This window comes from Salinimonas marina (genome assembly GCF_015644725.1).
Lineage (GTDB): Bacteria > Pseudomonadota > Gammaproteobacteria > Enterobacterales > Alteromonadaceae > Alteromonas.
The window spans coordinates 1,872,552-1,889,106 of the sequence record NZ_CP064795.1 but is presented as its reverse complement, the minus strand read 5'-3'; the positions used below and the strand labels follow the sequence as shown (position 1 = coordinate 1,889,106).

10 protein-coding genes and 2 pseudogenes are annotated in these 16,555 nt (G+C 52.2%); 6 read left to right on the top strand and 6 right to left on the bottom strand.

All coding sequences use genetic code 11. The annotated features are described in order from the left end of the window. Positions 1–16 precede the first annotated feature (16 nt). Positions 17–721, bottom strand: a complete 705-nt coding sequence (locus IT774_RS08310; RefSeq protein ID WP_195809386.1) for a sensor histidine kinase — start codon at positions 719–721, stop codon at positions 17–19. Positions 722–913: 192 nt separating this feature from the next. Between IT774_RS08310 and cysB the strand changes: the two genes are divergently transcribed. Further along, entirely contained in the window at positions 914–1,888 is a 975-nt protein-coding gene (cysB, locus tag IT774_RS08305; RefSeq protein ID WP_195809385.1) for an HTH-type transcriptional regulator CysB, read from the top strand. 44 nt (positions 1,889–1,932) lie between these two features. Here cysB and IT774_RS08300 read toward each other — a convergent pair whose 3' ends face one another. From IT774_RS08300 to pabB, 3 genes and pseudogenes are all read right to left on the bottom strand, one after another. Beyond that, a complete protein-coding gene (locus tag IT774_RS08300) occupies positions 1,933–3,303 on the bottom strand; it encodes an L-serine ammonia-lyase (protein WP_195809384.1) in 1,371 nt (456 codons plus the stop codon). Between the two features lie 118 nt (positions 3,304–3,421). Continuing rightward, positions 3,422–3,999, bottom strand: a pseudogene (locus IT774_RS08295) (CoA pyrophosphatase). Continuing rightward, positions 3,996–5,402 (bottom strand): aminodeoxychorismate synthase component I, encoded by a 1,407-nt coding sequence (gene pabB / locus IT774_RS08290; protein WP_195809383.1) that lies wholly within the window; start codon positions 5,400–5,402, stop codon positions 3,996–3,998. Before pabB ends, IT774_RS08295 begins: the two are co-directional and overlap by 4 nt. A gap of 156 nt (positions 5,403–5,558) precedes the next feature. Between pabB and IT774_RS08285 the strand changes: the two are divergent. The 3 genes and pseudogenes from IT774_RS08285 (at position 5,559) to IT774_RS08275 (ending at position 9,424) form a co-directional block, all read left to right on the top strand. Further along, positions 5,559–7,090 (top strand): annotated as a pseudogene (locus IT774_RS08285) (fumarate hydratase). Positions 7,091–7,174: 84 nt separating this feature from the next. After that, the gene (rmuC, locus tag IT774_RS08280) at positions 7,175–8,698 is read left to right on the top strand and encodes a DNA recombination protein RmuC (protein ID WP_218958961.1); all 1,524 of its coding nucleotides are present in this window, start codon (positions 7,175–7,177) and stop codon (positions 8,696–8,698) included. A gap of 6 nt (positions 8,699–8,704) precedes the next feature. After that, entirely contained in the window at positions 8,705–9,424 is a 720-nt protein-coding gene (locus IT774_RS08275) for an SOS response-associated peptidase family protein (RefSeq protein WP_195812152.1), read from the top strand. Here IT774_RS08275 and IT774_RS08270 read toward each other — a convergent pair. Together IT774_RS08270 and IT774_RS17730 are read right to left on the bottom strand one after the other, a co-directional pair. Continuing rightward, positions 9,421–12,777, bottom strand: coding sequence for a S8 family serine peptidase (locus IT774_RS08270; protein ID WP_332308890.1), 3,357 nt, complete (start codon positions 12,775–12,777; stop codon positions 9,421–9,423). The genes IT774_RS08275 and IT774_RS08270 overlap by 4 nt on opposite strands. Then, positions 12,699–14,009, bottom strand: coding sequence for a S8 family serine peptidase (locus IT774_RS17730; protein ID WP_195812150.1), 1,311 nt, complete (start codon positions 14,007–14,009; stop codon positions 12,699–12,701). Before IT774_RS17730 ends, IT774_RS08270 begins: the two co-directional genes overlap by 79 nt. A 381-nt stretch (positions 14,010–14,390) precedes the next feature. Here IT774_RS17730 and IT774_RS08260 point away from each other — a divergent pair, with 381 nt between their 5' ends. Together IT774_RS08260 and IT774_RS08255 are read left to right on the top strand one after the other, a co-directional pair. Continuing rightward, positions 14,391–15,578: a thiamine pyrophosphate-dependent dehydrogenase E1 component subunit alpha gene (locus IT774_RS08260; protein WP_195812149.1), complete on the top strand. Its 1,188-nt coding sequence runs from the start codon at positions 14,391–14,393 to the stop codon at positions 15,576–15,578. Further along, on the top strand, positions 15,578–16,555 hold the full coding sequence (locus tag IT774_RS08255; protein ID WP_195812148.1) for an alpha-ketoacid dehydrogenase subunit beta: 978 nt from the start codon (positions 15,578–15,580) through the stop codon (positions 16,553–16,555). Before IT774_RS08260 ends, IT774_RS08255 begins: the two co-directional genes overlap by 1 nt.

The window sequence follows — 16,555 nt, the reverse complement described above, 5'->3', positions numbered from 1 at the left end:
CTATTAACGGCAGAGTTTACGGTATTTTTACCTCAAATACACTGCCCGAATATAATCCACCGTTGCTTAATATGATACGTCCTTTTTTTTGTCCCCTCGTATGGGCGCTGGCTATGAGTCTGGCAAAGAAAATACCCAGCCCGGTACGACCCTGACTAAGCGTAAATTCGGCCATCCTGGTTTGCGACTGTTTCAGCATATGCAGTGGATAGCCCTCACCATCATCTTCTACTTTGATCACCAACTCATCATGCTCCACAAACGCCGACACCTGAATATGCTGTTTGCCATAGCGCAGCGCATTAATGATCGCGTCGTTGATAAGCATATACACCAGCTCACTGTCTAAATACCAACTCAGATCGTCATCGCACTGCACACTGACAGATACGTTTTTGTGCTGTTTGTACAGCCGCACGGCGCCCATCACATCTTCAAGTAAGTCTGCAATAAAACACTGCTCTACGGTCACCGGCAGGGTATCCAGTTGCGTACGGTATAAAGACAGCAGCTGCACCAGGGAGGTGTTGAGGCGGGTTGCTTCGTAATGCACGCTGGCCACCTGGGCATTGGCTTGGTTGTCAGCAGCGTCGATGACCTCGCTTAGCTGTTCAATAGATTGAATCAGCAGTGAGAGCGAGTTTTTCATATCATGGACCGCCGCCGCCAATACCGAGGAAAAATCGATATGGTGCGTTGGATGTTCAGGTGTCTCGGGCATATGGCATCATCTGGTTGAGATTAGGGGTTAAATAGCAAGGTTTTGGTTAATCCAAATCAAAATACACAATGTATACCGGTTTTTTTAATAAGTCTTTGTATATAACCAAACTGACTATAGAAATACCTTCCGGATTTCGTTATAACAATAGCATACACATTTTTTGCGCCAGCCGGGAAGGGTCCTCCCACCATGAAATTACAACAACTACGTTATATCGTAGAAGTGGTTAATAACAATCTTAATGTTTCTGCCACCGCCGAAAGCCTTTACACCTCACAACCAGGTATCAGCAAACAGGTGCGCATGCTTGAAGATGAACTGGGCGTACAAATCTTCGGCCGGAGTGGCAAACATCTCACCCACGTGACGGATGCCGGTCAGGATGTTATCGGTATCGCCCGGCAGATTCTGGCCAAGGTGGAAAGTATAAAGTCCGTCGCCCGTGAGCATACGCTGCCTGATCAGGGAAAGCTGAATATTGCTACCACCCACACTCAGGCGCGCTACGCATTGCCTGATGTTATTCAGGGCTTTATGAATAAATACCCGCGGGTTTCCCTGCATATGCATCAGGGGACGCCGTCTCAAATTTCAGATCTGGCAGCCAAGGGCGAAGCTGATTTTGCCATCGCCACCGAAGCCCTGCATCTTTACAATGATTTGGTTATGCTGCCTTGTTATCACTGGAACCGCAGTGTGATTGTGAATAAAGACCATCCCTTATCAAAAAAAGGCTCGATTGAAATCAGTGACATTGCCAAGTATCCACTGGTGACCTATGTGTTCGGTTTTACCGGACGTTCGCAACTCGACCAGGCATTTGAACAGGCCGGACTCACCCCGAAAATTGTGTTTACCGCTACCGATGCAGATGTAATTAAAACCTACGTGCGTCTGGGGGTAGGGATTGGCGTTATCGCGTCGATGGCAGTGAACGAAGAGCTGGATGATGATTTGGTAAAAATCGATGCCAGTCATTTGTTTGAGTACAGCACCACCAAGATCGGCTTTCGTAAGGGCTCGTTTTTACGCAGTTATATGTATGATTTCATAGAGCGTTTTGCACCTCATCTGACCAAAGACAAGGTAGAAAAAGCGATGATGCTGAAAAACAATGATGAGGTAGAGAAGATGTTTAAAGGCGTAACCCTGCCGGTGAAGTAAGGTTACGCTTTCAATAAGGAATGCTTATTACGCTCCTGTAAGGTTTAGCATTCGATGATGTTTACCGCCAGGCCGCCGCGGGCGGTCTCTTTGTACTTCGTTTTCATATCATTGCCGGTATCGCGCATGGTTTTAATCACCTTGTCTAACGAGACCTTATGATCGCCACTGCCACGCATGGCCAGTCGCGAGGCATTAATGGCCTTGATGGCGCCCATGGCATTGCGTTCGATACACGGCACCTGAACCAGACCCCCTACCGGATCGCAGGTTAACCCCAGATTGTGCTCCATGCCAATTTCAGCCGCATTTTCTACGGCTAACACCGACCCACCCATGATTTCGGTTAACGCGCCGGCGGCCATTGAGCAGGCTACGCCCACTTCACCCTGACAGCCCACTTCGGCGCCACTGATGGAGGCGTTCTCTTTATACAAAATACCAATGGCACCGGCGGTCAGCAAAAACCGGGCTGCGGTTTCGGTATCGACCGGGCGAATAAACTTGTCAAAATAATGCAGCACCGCGGGCAAGATGCCTGCTGCGCCATTGGTGGGGGCCGTAACCACCCGGCCGCCGGCGGCGTTTTCTTCATTCACGGCCAGCGCAAATAGATTCACCCAATCCATGGTTTGCATAGGATCGGTGCTGTTTTCGGTTTGTAAACGCCGATACAGACCCGGAGCGCGACGGACCACTTTAAGCCCGCCTGGCAAAATCCCTTCGCTTTCAATACCGCGTTGTACACAGGCTTTCATGGCCTGCCAAATTTCATACAGACGGGCTTTCACCTCATGCTCAGGGGAATGCACCGCTTCATTTTTGAGCATCAGTGATGAGATCCGCATGCCGTTGTTTTTGCATAGCTCTAACATGGCTTCAGCGGACCTAAACGGAAAAGGCACCTGTACCTGCATCGACATCGCATGGGCCTTGGTCGCCTCAAAGTCTTCATCTTTGATGATAAAGCCGCCACCGATGCTGTAATACGTTTGCTCGCGGATGATTTCTTTGCCTTTGTACACATAAAAGGTCAGGGCATTGGCATGGCGGGGCAGACTTTTGCGCCGGTGAAATACAATGGCATCTTTGTTGGGAAAACGAATCTCGTGGGTACCATTTAATAAAATGCGCTGACTGGAATCGATCTGCTCCAGCCACATATCGATAGAGTCCACATCAATGGACTCGGGTGCTTCGCCCAGTAATCCGAGGATGACGGCTTTACCGGTGCCGTGGCCTTTACCGGTCTGGCCTAATGAACCAAACAATGCCACTTTAATACCGGTCACCTGATTGAGCAGGTTTTGTTGCTCAAGCTCGCCGACAAATTCGGCAGCAGCACGCATTGGACCCACAGTATGAGAACTGGAAGGGCCAATACCAATGCTAAACATATCAAAAACACTAATCATAAACGAAAAAAGATCCTTGCCTGTTATTGGTTGGATCTTGCCTGTCCCATAGCAGAACTACAATACAAAAATGCTAATCAGGTGATAAGAAAAGCTAATTTATTGTAAATAAAACTTGCTACTCGGCGGGGCTGATATGGTGGGACAGGTTGCGCAAAATGGCGGCGGTAGCCCCCCAGATCATGCGTTCCTGCCAGGGAATAAAGTAAATAGGGAACTGGCAGTTATGACGCTCGGTGTGGTGAATCAAATGATTACGCTTGTCCATCAGGTGTGCCAGCGGCACATCAAACACACTGGCGACTTCGTTAGGGTCGATATCATACGAAAAATCGGGCGTCACAAAGGCCACCACGGGTGTAATTTGATAACCGCTGATAGTGCGATACAAGGGCAGGGCACCGACCACTTCGACCTGAGACGGGGGCACACCCACTTCTTCCATGGCTTCACGCTGAGCGGTGTCAAACAATGAGGTATCCTGGGGTTCAAAGCCGCCCCCGGGAAACTGATCTGGCCGGGATGATGACGTAGATGGTGGGCGCGCTCGGTAAACAATACATGCAGACCGTCGGGATATTCTAATAGTGGAATCAGTACCGCGGCATCACGTCCGGGCTTGGCCAGTGGAAAATCAGGCTCCAGCGCCACCTGGCGTATATGCTGAAAACGAGACAAAAATTGACGGCGGTTCATTGCATTTGCTCCAGCGCCGGCAAAATACGCGAGACTTTATCTAAAGTTTCCTGATATTCATCGCGCGCCTGAGAGTCCAGCACAATACCGCCACCGGCCCAACAATAAAGCTGATTGTTTTCAGCCAGTAAGGTGCGGATGGTAATGCTGGAGTCCATATCCTGCTTGATGCCATAATACATGATGCTGCCGCAATAAATATTACGCCGGTGCGGCTCTAACTGTTCAATAATCTCCATCGCCCGAATTTTTGGCGCACCGGTTATGGAGCCACCAGGAAACGCCCCGGCCAGCAAATCCAGTGGCGTTGAATCCTGGTTCAGCTCACCTTCAACGGTACTGACCAGATGATGGACCGCCTCATATGACTCCAGGGCAAACAGATGCGGAACTTTGACTGAGTGAGGCTGACAATGTTTGCTTAAATCATTACGTAACAGATCCACAATCATCAGGTTTTCGGCGCGATCTTTTTCTGCCTCCTGCAGCTCGGCGGCACTTTTCGCGTCCCGGGTCTTATCCGGGTAGCGAGGGCGGGTGCCTTTAATGGGCTTAGTCTGCACCTTATTGTGGTTCACACTGATAAACCGTTCAGGGGAAATGCTCAGCACACAGCTTTGCGGCAAACGAATAAAGGCGCTGAAAGGCGTATTGTTGGCCTGGGTAAGCGCCCGGTAAGCTTGCCATTCACAGCCTTGATAGCCCGCTTCAAAGCGCTGGGCCATATTTATCTGATAACAATCGCCCGCCACAATATAGCGGTGAACCTGCGCCAGGGCCTGCGTATACGCATCCTGCGAAAGATTTGATTGCCATTGACTGGTCAATGCAAAGCGGTTGGCTGGCGCGGCGGGCTGTTGCCAGAGTGGCTGCTGGTGTAACGGAGCATGATGACTTAACCGGCAGTGATAGACGGTATCGGTGTGGGTGTCCACAATCACCGACTGGGTAAAGATACCGACGGCCATATCCGGGCAACGGTAGCTATGCTCCCGCAGATCAGGCAATTGCTCATAATAGCGACCCAGATCGTAGCCGCACAAGCCGGCCGCGCCCACCACAAAGGGAAGCTGTTGATACCATGACGTTTGTTTGCAGGTCTGGTCCAGCCCTGCAAATCGCTGTTGTACCAGGGCATCCACACAAGCCAGGGGCGCCAGGGTACTCTGGATTCGGGTCTGTCGGGCCGGGTTTTCAATCCAGACCTTTTGCTGCTGTGCGGTAACCAGGGATTCCGGTTCCCACAGCATAATGTGGTAGCGTCCTGCTACACTATTGGCGCTATCAAGTAACATCGACCAGTGGTGCTGCTGAATACGGGCAAAAAACTGCTGAATGGTTTCGCCTTCGGGCAAACAGACGGTGTCGATAATAAGCGAAAGGTCGGTGTTAGGCTGTGACATAGGGCGACTGCTACCTGTTATTATAAAAAATGCACTATGGTTTAATTATGGCAACGGCAAGACGGTGCTTTTCGATGGTGCCAGTTACGCAGATGCGCTAGTATACGGATTTTTAATGCCCATACACCACCTAAAGGCAAGTTTTAAGAGGACGCCATGACCGTTATCCGTCAACAGGACTTTATTGATAGTATTGAAGATGCTCTGCAGTTTATTTCTTACTATCACCCTCTCGATTACGTAAAAGCCGTTGAAAAGGCTTACCTTAAAGAACAGAGCCAGGCAGCAAAAGACGCCATGGCGCAAATTCTGATTAATTCCAGAATGTCGGCTGAGGGCAAGCGCCCCTTGTGTCAGGATACCGGCATCGTGACCTGTTTTGTCAAAATCGGCATGGGGGTCAGCTGGGACAAGACGGATTTGACCGTACAGGAAATGGTTAATGAAGGCACGCGTCGCGCCTATACCAACAGCGATAATCCATTGCGTGCTTCCATTGTGGCCGACCCCGCCGGCGCCCGTACCAATACCAAAGACAACACCCCGGCTGTGGTACATATCGATATGGTGCCCGGCGAACAGGTAGAGGTGATGATCGCGGCAAAAGGCGGCGGCTCAGAAAATAAATCAAAAATGGTCATGCTTAACCCCAGCGATGACATTGTTGAGTGGGTGTTAAAAACCTTGCCCACCATGGGGCGGGCTGGTGCCCGCCGGGGATGCTTGGCATAGGTATTGGTGGTACGGCTGAAAAAGCCGCGGTGCTGGCCAAAGAAAGCCTGATGGATCCGGTGGATATTCAGGAGCTGGCCGACCGGGGCGCTGAAACAACCGATGAGAAATTGCGCCTGGAGCTGTTTGAAAAAGTAAATGGTCTGGGTATTGGTGCCCAGGGGTTGGGTGGTTTGACCACCGTGGTCGATGTCAAAATTAAATCGGTACCTACCCATGCCGCCTCCAAACCGGTAGCCCTGATCCCAAACTGTGCGGCGACCCGTCACGCACATTTTCATTTAGACGGCAGTGGTCCGGCAGAGCTCAATCCGCCGAAACTGGAAGAATGGCCGGAGGTTACCTGGGAGGTCGGTGAAAACACTCGCCGCGTGAACCTGGATGACATTACCAAAGACGATATCCTCGACTGGAAGGTAGGGGAAACCGTGTTATTGTCGGGTAAAATGCTCACTGGCCGTGATGCCGCTCACAACCGCATTCAGTCAATGATGGCCAGCGGCGAAGGGCTGCCTGAAGGGGTGGATCTGACCAACCGGTTTATTTATTACGTGGGCCCGGTGGATGCAGTGGGAGATGAAGCCGTGGGCCCGGCCGGACCCACGACGGCGACGCGGATGGATAAATTCACCGACATGATGCTAGAGCAAACCGGTTTAATTGGTATGATAGGAAAAGCCGAGCGCGGCCCGGCCACGGTTGACTCCATTGCCAAACACAAAGCCGTCTATTTGATGGCAGTAGGTGGCGCCGCGTACCTGGTGTCTAAAGCCATTAAGAAATCCAGAGTGGTCGCCTTTGAAGACTTGGGTATGGAAGCGATCTACGAATTTGAAGTAGAAGATATGCCGGTGACCGTCGCGGTTGACAGCACGGGCGCGAACGCGCATCAAACCGGCCCGGCTATCTGGAAAGCAAAAATTGAAGAGCTGGACAGTGCCATGCGTGGTAACTAAATTACCAGCTAAACCACCAGCTAAATAAACACGATACGGGTACCAGCAGGTGCCCGTTTTTGTATGGAGTCAGGATAGTAACGAATGGAACAAATACAAACCTGGATGATCGCCGCTTTGGTAGGCGCTGCGCTAAGTGGGATACTGGCCGGCAGTCTGTGGCAACGCCGGCAAAGCCGCACTCAATTACATCAGCTACAGCAGCAGCTGACTTTACTGGAGCAGCGCAGCGCATACACGAATGAGCAATTACAACATCAGCTAGAAGACAGTCAGGATGCGGCGAACCGGTATCAGGAACAGTTGTATACCGTGCAGACCACCTTGGGTGAACTTAATCAAAAAGCCGCACAGCTGACCCGGTTGGAAGGTGATCATCAGTCAGCGCTTGAGCGGCTGGAACAACTGCACAGTGACTATGCGGCGTTAAATGCAAAGTATCAGGCGCAGTCTGCAAGCTTTAGTGAAACGCAGAAAAACAAAGAAGAGCAACTGCAGACCATGCAGAACGCCGAACAGCGGCTGCAAACCCAGTTTGAAAATCTGGCCAACAAAATCTTCAGCGAGAAAAGCGAATCATTCAGTCGTCAGAGTCAGCAAAACCTGGATTCTTTGCTAACCCCGCTCAAAGAGCAAATTGACGGGTTCAAGCGTCAGGTGAATGAGCAGTATAGCCGGGAGGGCCAGGAGCGAGCTTCGCTGAAAACCGAAATTTTATCCCTTAAAGAACTGAATCAGCAAATTACGCAGGAAGCGGCCGCGCTGACGATGGCGCTTAAAGGGGATAATAAAAAACAAGGCAACTGGGGCGAAGTGGTCCTGGAACGTATTTTAAAAGAGTCTGGCTTACGTGAAGGCCATGAATTTGAAACTCAGGTTTCGGCTCGTTCCCGCGCCGGTAAATTACAACAACCCGATGTCGTAGTACATCTGCCTGATGATAAAGATGTCATTATTGACTCAAAAGTCAGTTTGTCGGCTTATGAGAAGTACTTCAATAGCGATGATGCCTCCAGCCAGGAATACTGGCTTAAAGAGCATGTGAATTCTATCCGGGGTCATATAAAGGGCCTGGGCGCCAAAGATTATCAGGAGTTGGACGCTCTGCGCACGCTGGACTATGTGCTATTATTTATTCCCATCGAACCCGCGTTTTTGCTGGCGATAGAAAAAGATCCTGAATTGGTGTCGATGGCACTCAATCACAACATTATGCTGGTAAGCCCCACCAATCTGCTGGTAGCGTTACGAACCATAAATAATATTTGGCAGTATGAATATCAGAATCAAAATGCCCAGAAAATTGCCGAAAAAGCCGCCCGGCTGTATGACAAGTTTGCCGGATTTGTGCAGGATATGGACAAGCTGGGCAAGTCACTGGAGACCTCCCAAAAGCATTTTGATGGTGCATTTAATAAATTGTCCAGTGGCAGAGGAAATCTGGTGCGCCAGGTAGAGCAGTTTCGGGATCTGGGGGTGCAGCCCAGCAAGCGATTACCTGAACCATTGACGCGCCGGGCGGGCATAGAAGGTAGCCATGCAGATGCCGGGGCCGAACATGAGCCAGAGTCATCGCTGCCAAACCAACAGGACAAAAATTACGGGTAGAAACCTATGTGCGGACGCTTAAATGTTACCGACTCGCCCGGCACCCGGGCGTTGTGCGAACAGCTTGATATCAGCCTGTGGCCAGAGGAGGGCATGCGTTTGTCCCGCTTTATTCGTGCCACCGAGCGGGTGTCGGTGGTGTTTGAAAATGCTGCAGGTCAGCGCGAAATGCACAATGCTATTTGGTGGTTATTACTCGATAAGCAGCAAAGTGACCAGGGCAGCCGGTTTGTTCCATCAAAATACACCTCTTTTAATACCCGCTACGACAAACTAAACACCCCCAGAAGTGCAGGTTATCATGCGTTTCGTCAACAGCGGTGCGTGATCCCCGCCCGGGGGTTTGGTGAAACCCTGGTGGTCGGCAGTAACAAGCGATATCACGATATGCAGGTGGGTGAACAGGACAAACTCGCAATGGGCGGTTTGTATCGGGTGTGGCACGGCCAGGATGCTTATGGTAAATCGGTAACCGACTATTCGTGCTCGGTAGTTACGCTGCCGCCTCACGAAAAGCTTGCTGACATTCATACCAAGGCCAGTCCTTTAATGCTAAGCCCTGAAGATGGCAGTTTACAGCGCTGGCTCGACCGCAAGGTAACGGATCCTGAAGCACTGAGTGAGCTGCTGGTTCCCAGGCTGCGGCACCGCCTGAGCGCGCAGCCGGTGGACAAGCCCTCTACCTACCAACCCACCGGCGCCGCATTTGTGCTGCTTGCCGATTAAGCCCGGACACCCGACCGGCGGTAACGGCGCTGCCAGCCGGTGATACCCAGACCCAATAACAGCCACAGGCCCATACTTCCACCTGAACTGCTGCCCGATGAAGGCGCTGACGACGGTGGTTGTACGATGATAATGACGGTGGCTGAGGCGCTATTGCCATAAGGGTCGGTCACCGTCACCCGTAACGGATACGGACCGCTGCCGGCCGTAGTGGGCGCGCTCACAATCACGGTGGCGGTGTTGGCGCTGGTGAGCTGTAACGGGCTGTTGGCCTCGGTGGCCCAGCGATACTGCAAGGTGTCACCATTTGCATCCTGGCCCCTGGCGCTGATGCTCAAAGATTGCCCTGCGGTTAACTGTAATTCTTCACTGCCATTATTGATGCTCACCTCAGGGATACCTTCCACCTGCACACCGGTATACACACTGGCCTGTTCACTGCGAGTCCCTTCGATATTGGTCACCTGCGAGGTAACGCGAATACCAAAAGGGCCGGGGGGCGCAGAAGAAGCCACCTGGGCTGAAAACTCCAGTCCGGCCACCGCCTGAAGCATGGCATCCGAGCCTGTGTCCTGGTGGGTTTCGGTGTGCAGCGGGTAATAACAGATGCTGGTGTTATTGGTTACGCCGGCCCCAGCCAGATCAAGCGTATAGCCGTGGGTGCCCCGGTTATCTTCAAATCCGGCCAGCGCTTCTGACGACCGGGGTAGCTGGCTGTAATGCATAATAAACGCCGGCTGCCCGGCCACAGGCTGAGAACGAATCAAAAGCTGCGCAGAGACCCGCTCACCGGCGGTGGTGAGTAATTGGTGCCAGCTCACTACATAGTCATCCTGCTTCGTGCGCGCCACCACTACCTCACTGTGGCTGTCACTGCTCAGCGCGGCCCAGTAAGGGGCCAGCACCGCATTGGGCTGCGCTGTATCGGGGAGGGTCAGGCCGGTGGGGACGGTGTGAGGTAAACTGTCATCAAAGGTCACAAACCCGTTTTTGGCCACCACCAGGTTTTGCACCGGTTTTCCCAGATAGGTCATATCCACCTGAAAACTGGCATAGTGCTGTTCGTCTCCCAGGTTATACTGCGCGCTATAGGGAACCGATGCACTAAGCTTACTGCCTGCCACCTCACATTGAGTATCGGTATGTGAGGTGGATAATGCCAGCAGCTGACTGGGTCGTTCGACCGCCGGTTGTAACACCTCCCAGAGGATGGTGTCACCAGCAACAGTCGCGCCATTGCCCACTGACCCGGGGTCCAGGGTCAGAGTATCTGGCACGGTAACCGCTATCTGGTAGCGCCGATCCCGATTGGTGTCATTGCTAATAACATTGACACTGAAGGTGGCCTGGGCGCCGGGCTCAACTCTGCCTGCGTCAGGCGAGCTGAGATAAACATCATTCTGGCGCCGCACCCAGTCGACTTCGGTTAAACCGATGTTGTCCGGTTCCTGGGCATTACTGCCCAGTTCATAGGCACCATAATAGCGATCGCCGGTTTGGGCCTGGTCGATGGCCCACTGCAAACGCAAATCAAACTCGGAATTCGCAGCGGCACTGGCAGGCCCTTCAATCGTCAGATTGTCCCGTACTGTATTGTCGATACGGGCATAACTCAGGGTAAACTCATCTTCTGGCGCCCCGGAACCCTGGAAATTATGCACCACGATAATATATTGCCCGGCCACCGGATAGCTCAGACTGATGTATTCGGTGGCATCAAATGAAGTACTTTCCCCCACCAGTTCGCTTTCTTCTGCCACGCCATTGTTATTGGCATCTCGTACCAGATACAAGTCCAGATCCGGGGCGGTGGCATCGATAATCTCTACCACCAGCCGTTTGTCCTGGTCCAGAACCTCGATAAACTGCGTGGTCACGCCATCGGTGAGATCGTCGAAAGCATTGCGGTTATCGCTGTCAGGCGCAAGCTGACCCACGGTGTTGAAGGCACGAACCAGACCGTATGAGGTTGCGATAAATTCATCTATCTCAATAGTGAAAATATCTTTTAGTAAAAAACTGTCATAATTTCTGTGCGCGTCTAAGGTAATGGCATCTGGCACAGTGCCGTTACTGGCAAAGGCGGCCACCGGCAGGTGCAGATCCGGGCCGGCGCTGGCAGTGATATCCACCACACCCAGCCCCCGGACATTATTGCCTAACCGGCTGGTATCAATGGTTACCGTGAGCTGCTGACTTTGCCCCTGAGCCAGCGTAAAGGATGCCGGTGTAACAGAAACCTCGAAGTCGGGGCTCAGGGAGCGGGTCTGTAGCGACCAGGAACCATCCTGGGTGGCGGTGACCGTGCGGGTCCAGCTACAGCGGTTAAAACAGTTGGTATCTACCACCGCCGGCACATTCAAACTGCGTGGTTCACCGCCTAGCGCGGGGTTCGCAGCCCGGTAAGCAGCGGTGGTTTCATTCATCACCAGTGAACTTTGGATGGCGGCGTCAACCTGCATACGGCCTGCGCCCATATCAAACCAATCGGCAATGCTCTGGCCATCGTCGGTGGTCAGAGCAGTGTTGGCAGTAAGCATTAATGCTGAGCGTACTTCGTCCACCGTCCAGTCACTATGGGCATTGGCAATCAAAGCAGCGGCACCAGCGACAAAGGGGCTGGCCATTGAGGTCCCGGACAGGTAGGCATAGTCGGCCGGTGAAGGACCGGTTTCATCATGGCCGTATTGCTCATCCGAATAGGCCGCATAAATATCTACTCCCGGCGCACTAAGATGCGGGGTCAGGGTACTGACCGATGAGTTTGGCCCCCGTGAAGAAAAGTCCGCAATGATATCAGCCCTGGACTCATCAATGGTGATGCCGCCCGACGCTGGCGTAATGGTAGCCTGATGGTTGCTCCCTGTGGCCAGCCAGTTACGCAGACGCGTCGCATCTGCTGCATCAATATGAATTCCGGGAAGTACGTAGGTATCATTGGCCAGATCGTTGGCACCATCGGCTACATTCGCCAGCACAAAACCACCGGCACCACCGGCCTGAACATTTTTGGCCTTTTGAATGCGGGCAATATCACCACGATCGCAAACCACAATCTGGCCGCTAAAGGTACCGGCCGGGAAAGGCTCCAGACACTGAGCCGGATCACCGCCCGCATCATTGCCATTGGCAAAGTTACCGGCATAAACAATATCAGCCGTTACACCGCCGGTGTTGCTGGAGCCGGTAATAGGCGCCAGTGTGGTAAGCCCGCCCACAAAATCGTTCAGTTGTTTTTCATAATTGATTAACCGACCATGGGTACTGGCGCCTACTACGGTAAGCCACGGGGCATGTTTTTCGGTGGTGTAGCTACCCGGGCCATCATTACTGGCCGAATGGCTGGTAAAAATACCGGCACTATGAGCATTGAACCAGGCTTCATTAACAGCGCCGGTCCAGGGATCGCCGCCCCAGAGATAGAAAAGTTGATCACATCCACCACGCCTGAGGCCACGGCATCGTCAATGGCTTTGACAATGGCCGAGTCATAACAGCCATTATACGTATCGTCGGTTTCCCCGGGCAAACAGACCTGATACGACACAATATTGGCATGGGGCGCTACCCCGGACAGGCGTTCATAGATAAACCCCGACTCAATGCCTGAGCTGGCTTCGTTGCCACCATCGGGAAACACCTCGGCCACATCATAAAGAATATTACCGGCGGCGGTTGCCGCCACATGGGAGCCGTGACCATTATAATCCTCACCATTAGGTGCCAGTGAGGAGGGAAAAATGTCAGTATCGGTATAACTGTTGGTGATCTCCGGATAGCTGACCACCCCTATCAACTTGTCATTACATAAGCTATTGAAACCTGCTGCACAATCACCCAGGTAGTTACCGGCGCCCAGTGGATTGGTATGATCGTAACCGTCCCCACCAATATCAGCAAAAGAAGGGTGATCGGTGTTAATACCGGTATCCAGCACGGCGATGGTAAGTCCTTCACCGGCATTAGGCCCAAGGGGGCCGCTGCCAATACCGTCCCACACCCGGGGCGCGCCCACCAGCACCGGGCCGGTGTCGGTAGTCAGATTACGGCGGGTATCTGCTTCCACCTGTCGGACCCCGGCGACATGCCTGAGCTGACGAGCCTGGTCGGCGGTGGCTTTCACCGCCACCCCATTAAAGGCATACTGATAATGGCTGACAACCTGCAGCGGACCTACCGCCTGTTCCATCATCATCAATCGATGGGCCTGTTGTTGTTGCAACTGTTGCTGATAAGCCTGAACCCCGGCAGCGGAAGGCGTAAAGCGGGGCTTGGGGGTGTCGCCAGCCCGGGTTAGCCGGCGGGGCGACTGTTGTTGTTGATGTGCCTGTTCAAGGTAGTGCCGGGCCACCGGCGCTGATTCAAACTGCACAATATAAATCTGAGCCGCGCTGGTCAGCACGTGGCCGGTGTCATCGGACGCAAGCTGCAGGGGGGCCTGGGTAAGCTGATTGACCCGGGCATTTTTATTCACCGACACCGGCGCTAATGCTGAGTTTTCAACCCCGCCGGCCCCGGCAGAAATAACGGGCCCTATCAAAGCGAAACAAGCGGAAAGACTTAATAGTTTATTTTTCAACGACACGTTTTCTCCGGGCTTTACAACAATTTACCATGGCCGATAGTGCTAGGTTAGCGCACACACTGAATCAATCATAGCAGGTTGAATCTGAATGAATTATGAAAAAGACTCAATGAACCTTGTTAATGATTGATGCAATAGATACCGTCGCGCCATTAAATAAGATACAAAAAGTGCTGAATTGTTATTCAAACGGCTATATAGCTTTAATTTAATGTTAACTTGTAGGATACCTATCACGCCTAGGCGGCAAATATGCGGACAGTCATTTCAATTGAGTGCAATGTCTGCGGTAAAATAGCAAGGTGTATTGGCGACACATGGACTAGCATAGTCACAATTCGGTAAAAGGTTTTAACCTTCCTATAACAAGAGGGCTTCACAGTGCAAGACAGAAATCATCTGGCACAGGTAGAAACAACTCATCAGGTGCATATTATTGAAAATGGCCTGATCGACATACCTATGCTGCAAATCCTCAAGCCTGACGGCACATTGCATGCGCAGGCCAAAGAGCCTGATATTGATCAGGACACCGCCCAGAAGATGTATGACACCATGGAGTATATCCGGGTGTTGGATGAACGTATGGTCGGCGCGCAGCGTCAGGGCCGAATCAGTTTTTATCTGGCCTCGACCGGTGAAGAAGCGGCCGCCGTGGGTAGCGCGGCGGCCTTGCAACCCCAGGACATGATCATGTCTCAGTATCGGGAGCAGGGAGCGCTGGCCTACCGTGGTTATACCACGTCACAATTTATGAATCAGATGTTCAGTAATCAGGAAGACCCGAACAAGGGTCGCCAGATGCCGATTCATTATGGTGATAAGCCGCTTAACTTTATGACCATTTCCTCGCCATTGGGAACGCAAATCCCACAGGCTGCAGGTTACGCTTACGGTCAGAAGATGGCCGGTCAGGAAGCGGTGACCATATGTTACTTTGGTGAAGGCGCGGCATCAGAAGGCGATTTTCATGCGGGTCTGAATATGGCGGCGGTGCTGAACTGTCCGGTTATCTTCTTCTGCCGTAATAATGGCTATGCGATTTCAACCCCGGCCGAAGAGCAATTTGCCGGCGATGGGATTGCCTCCCGTGGCCTGGGTTATGGGGTCAAGACCATTCGTGTTGATGGCAATGATCCGCTGGCAGTGTATGCGGCTACCCTGCGGGCCCGTGAACTGGCCCTGGAAGAACAGTGCCCGATATTGATTGAAGCCATGACCTACCGTTTGGCCGCTCACTCGACCTCGGATGATCCTACCGGTTACCGGTCACGGGACGAAGAGGACAAATGGCGTTTGAAAGATCCTATCCAGCGCATGGCCAAATGGTTACAACATAAAGGCTGGTACGACGAAGAAGCGAACAAAACGTTGGTAGAAGAAAGTCGTAAAGCCGTATTAAGCGCGCTAAAAGAAGCTGAGAAAGTGCCGGTTAATCCGATTGAAGACATTGTTTCTGATGTTTATGACAAAGTGCCTGCCCACCTGCAAAAACAGGTTGATGCACTAAAAGACCATATCGAGAAGTACCCGAAGGCCTATCCAAAAACAGCCGGGAGAAATAAATAATGGCAAAGATGAATCTATTGCAGGCAATTAATAACGCGCTGATCACCGTGATGGAAGAAGATGAACGCGCCATGGTGTTTGGCGAAGACGTCGGGCATTTTGGTGGGGTGTTTCGTGCTACCAGTAACCTTCAGAGTAAATTTGGTAAAGGCCGCTGTTTTAATACCCCGCTGACGGAGCAGGGCATCATCGGTTTTGCCAATGGCTTGGCTTCACAAGGCTCGGTGCCCATTGCTGAAATTCAGTTTGCTGATTATATCTTTCCGGCCTTTGACCAGATTGTAAACGAGACCGCAAAATTCCGGTATCGTTCCGGCGGGCAGTTTACCTGCGGCACCCTGACTATTCGTACGCCTTACGGCGGCGGGATTGCCGGTGGTTTGTACCACAGCCAGTCACCGGAAGCGTTTTTTGCCCACTGTCCGGGACTAAAAATTGTGGTGCCCCGTAACCCCTATCAGGCGAAAGGCTTGCTGCTGGCTTCAATCCGTGATGATAACCCGGTATTGTTTATGGAGCCGAAGCGGTTGTATCGTGCGTCGGTAAGCGATGTGCCTGAAGAAGACTATGAATTGCCGTTAGGTAAAGCCGACATTGTGCAGGAAGGCAGCGATATCACCTTGTTAGGGTGGGGCGCTCAAATCGAAATTTTGCAGCAGGCGGCGGATATGGCGCTGGAAGACGGTGTCTCGTGTGAGATTGTCGACCTGCGGTCTATCTCTCCGTGGGATGCGGAGACCGTGGCGCAGTCGGTGATGAAAACAGGTCGCTTGCTGATCAATCATGAAGCACCATTAACCGGTGGTTTTGCCAGCGAAATTGCCGCGACCATTCAGGATCAGTGCTTTTTATATCTTGAAGCGCCGGTGGCCCGGGTTTGTGGTCTGGATACGCCGTATCCATTGGCACATGAAAAAGAATACATGCCAGACCAGTACAAAACCTATGAAGCCATCAAGCGTACTCTGAAGTACTAA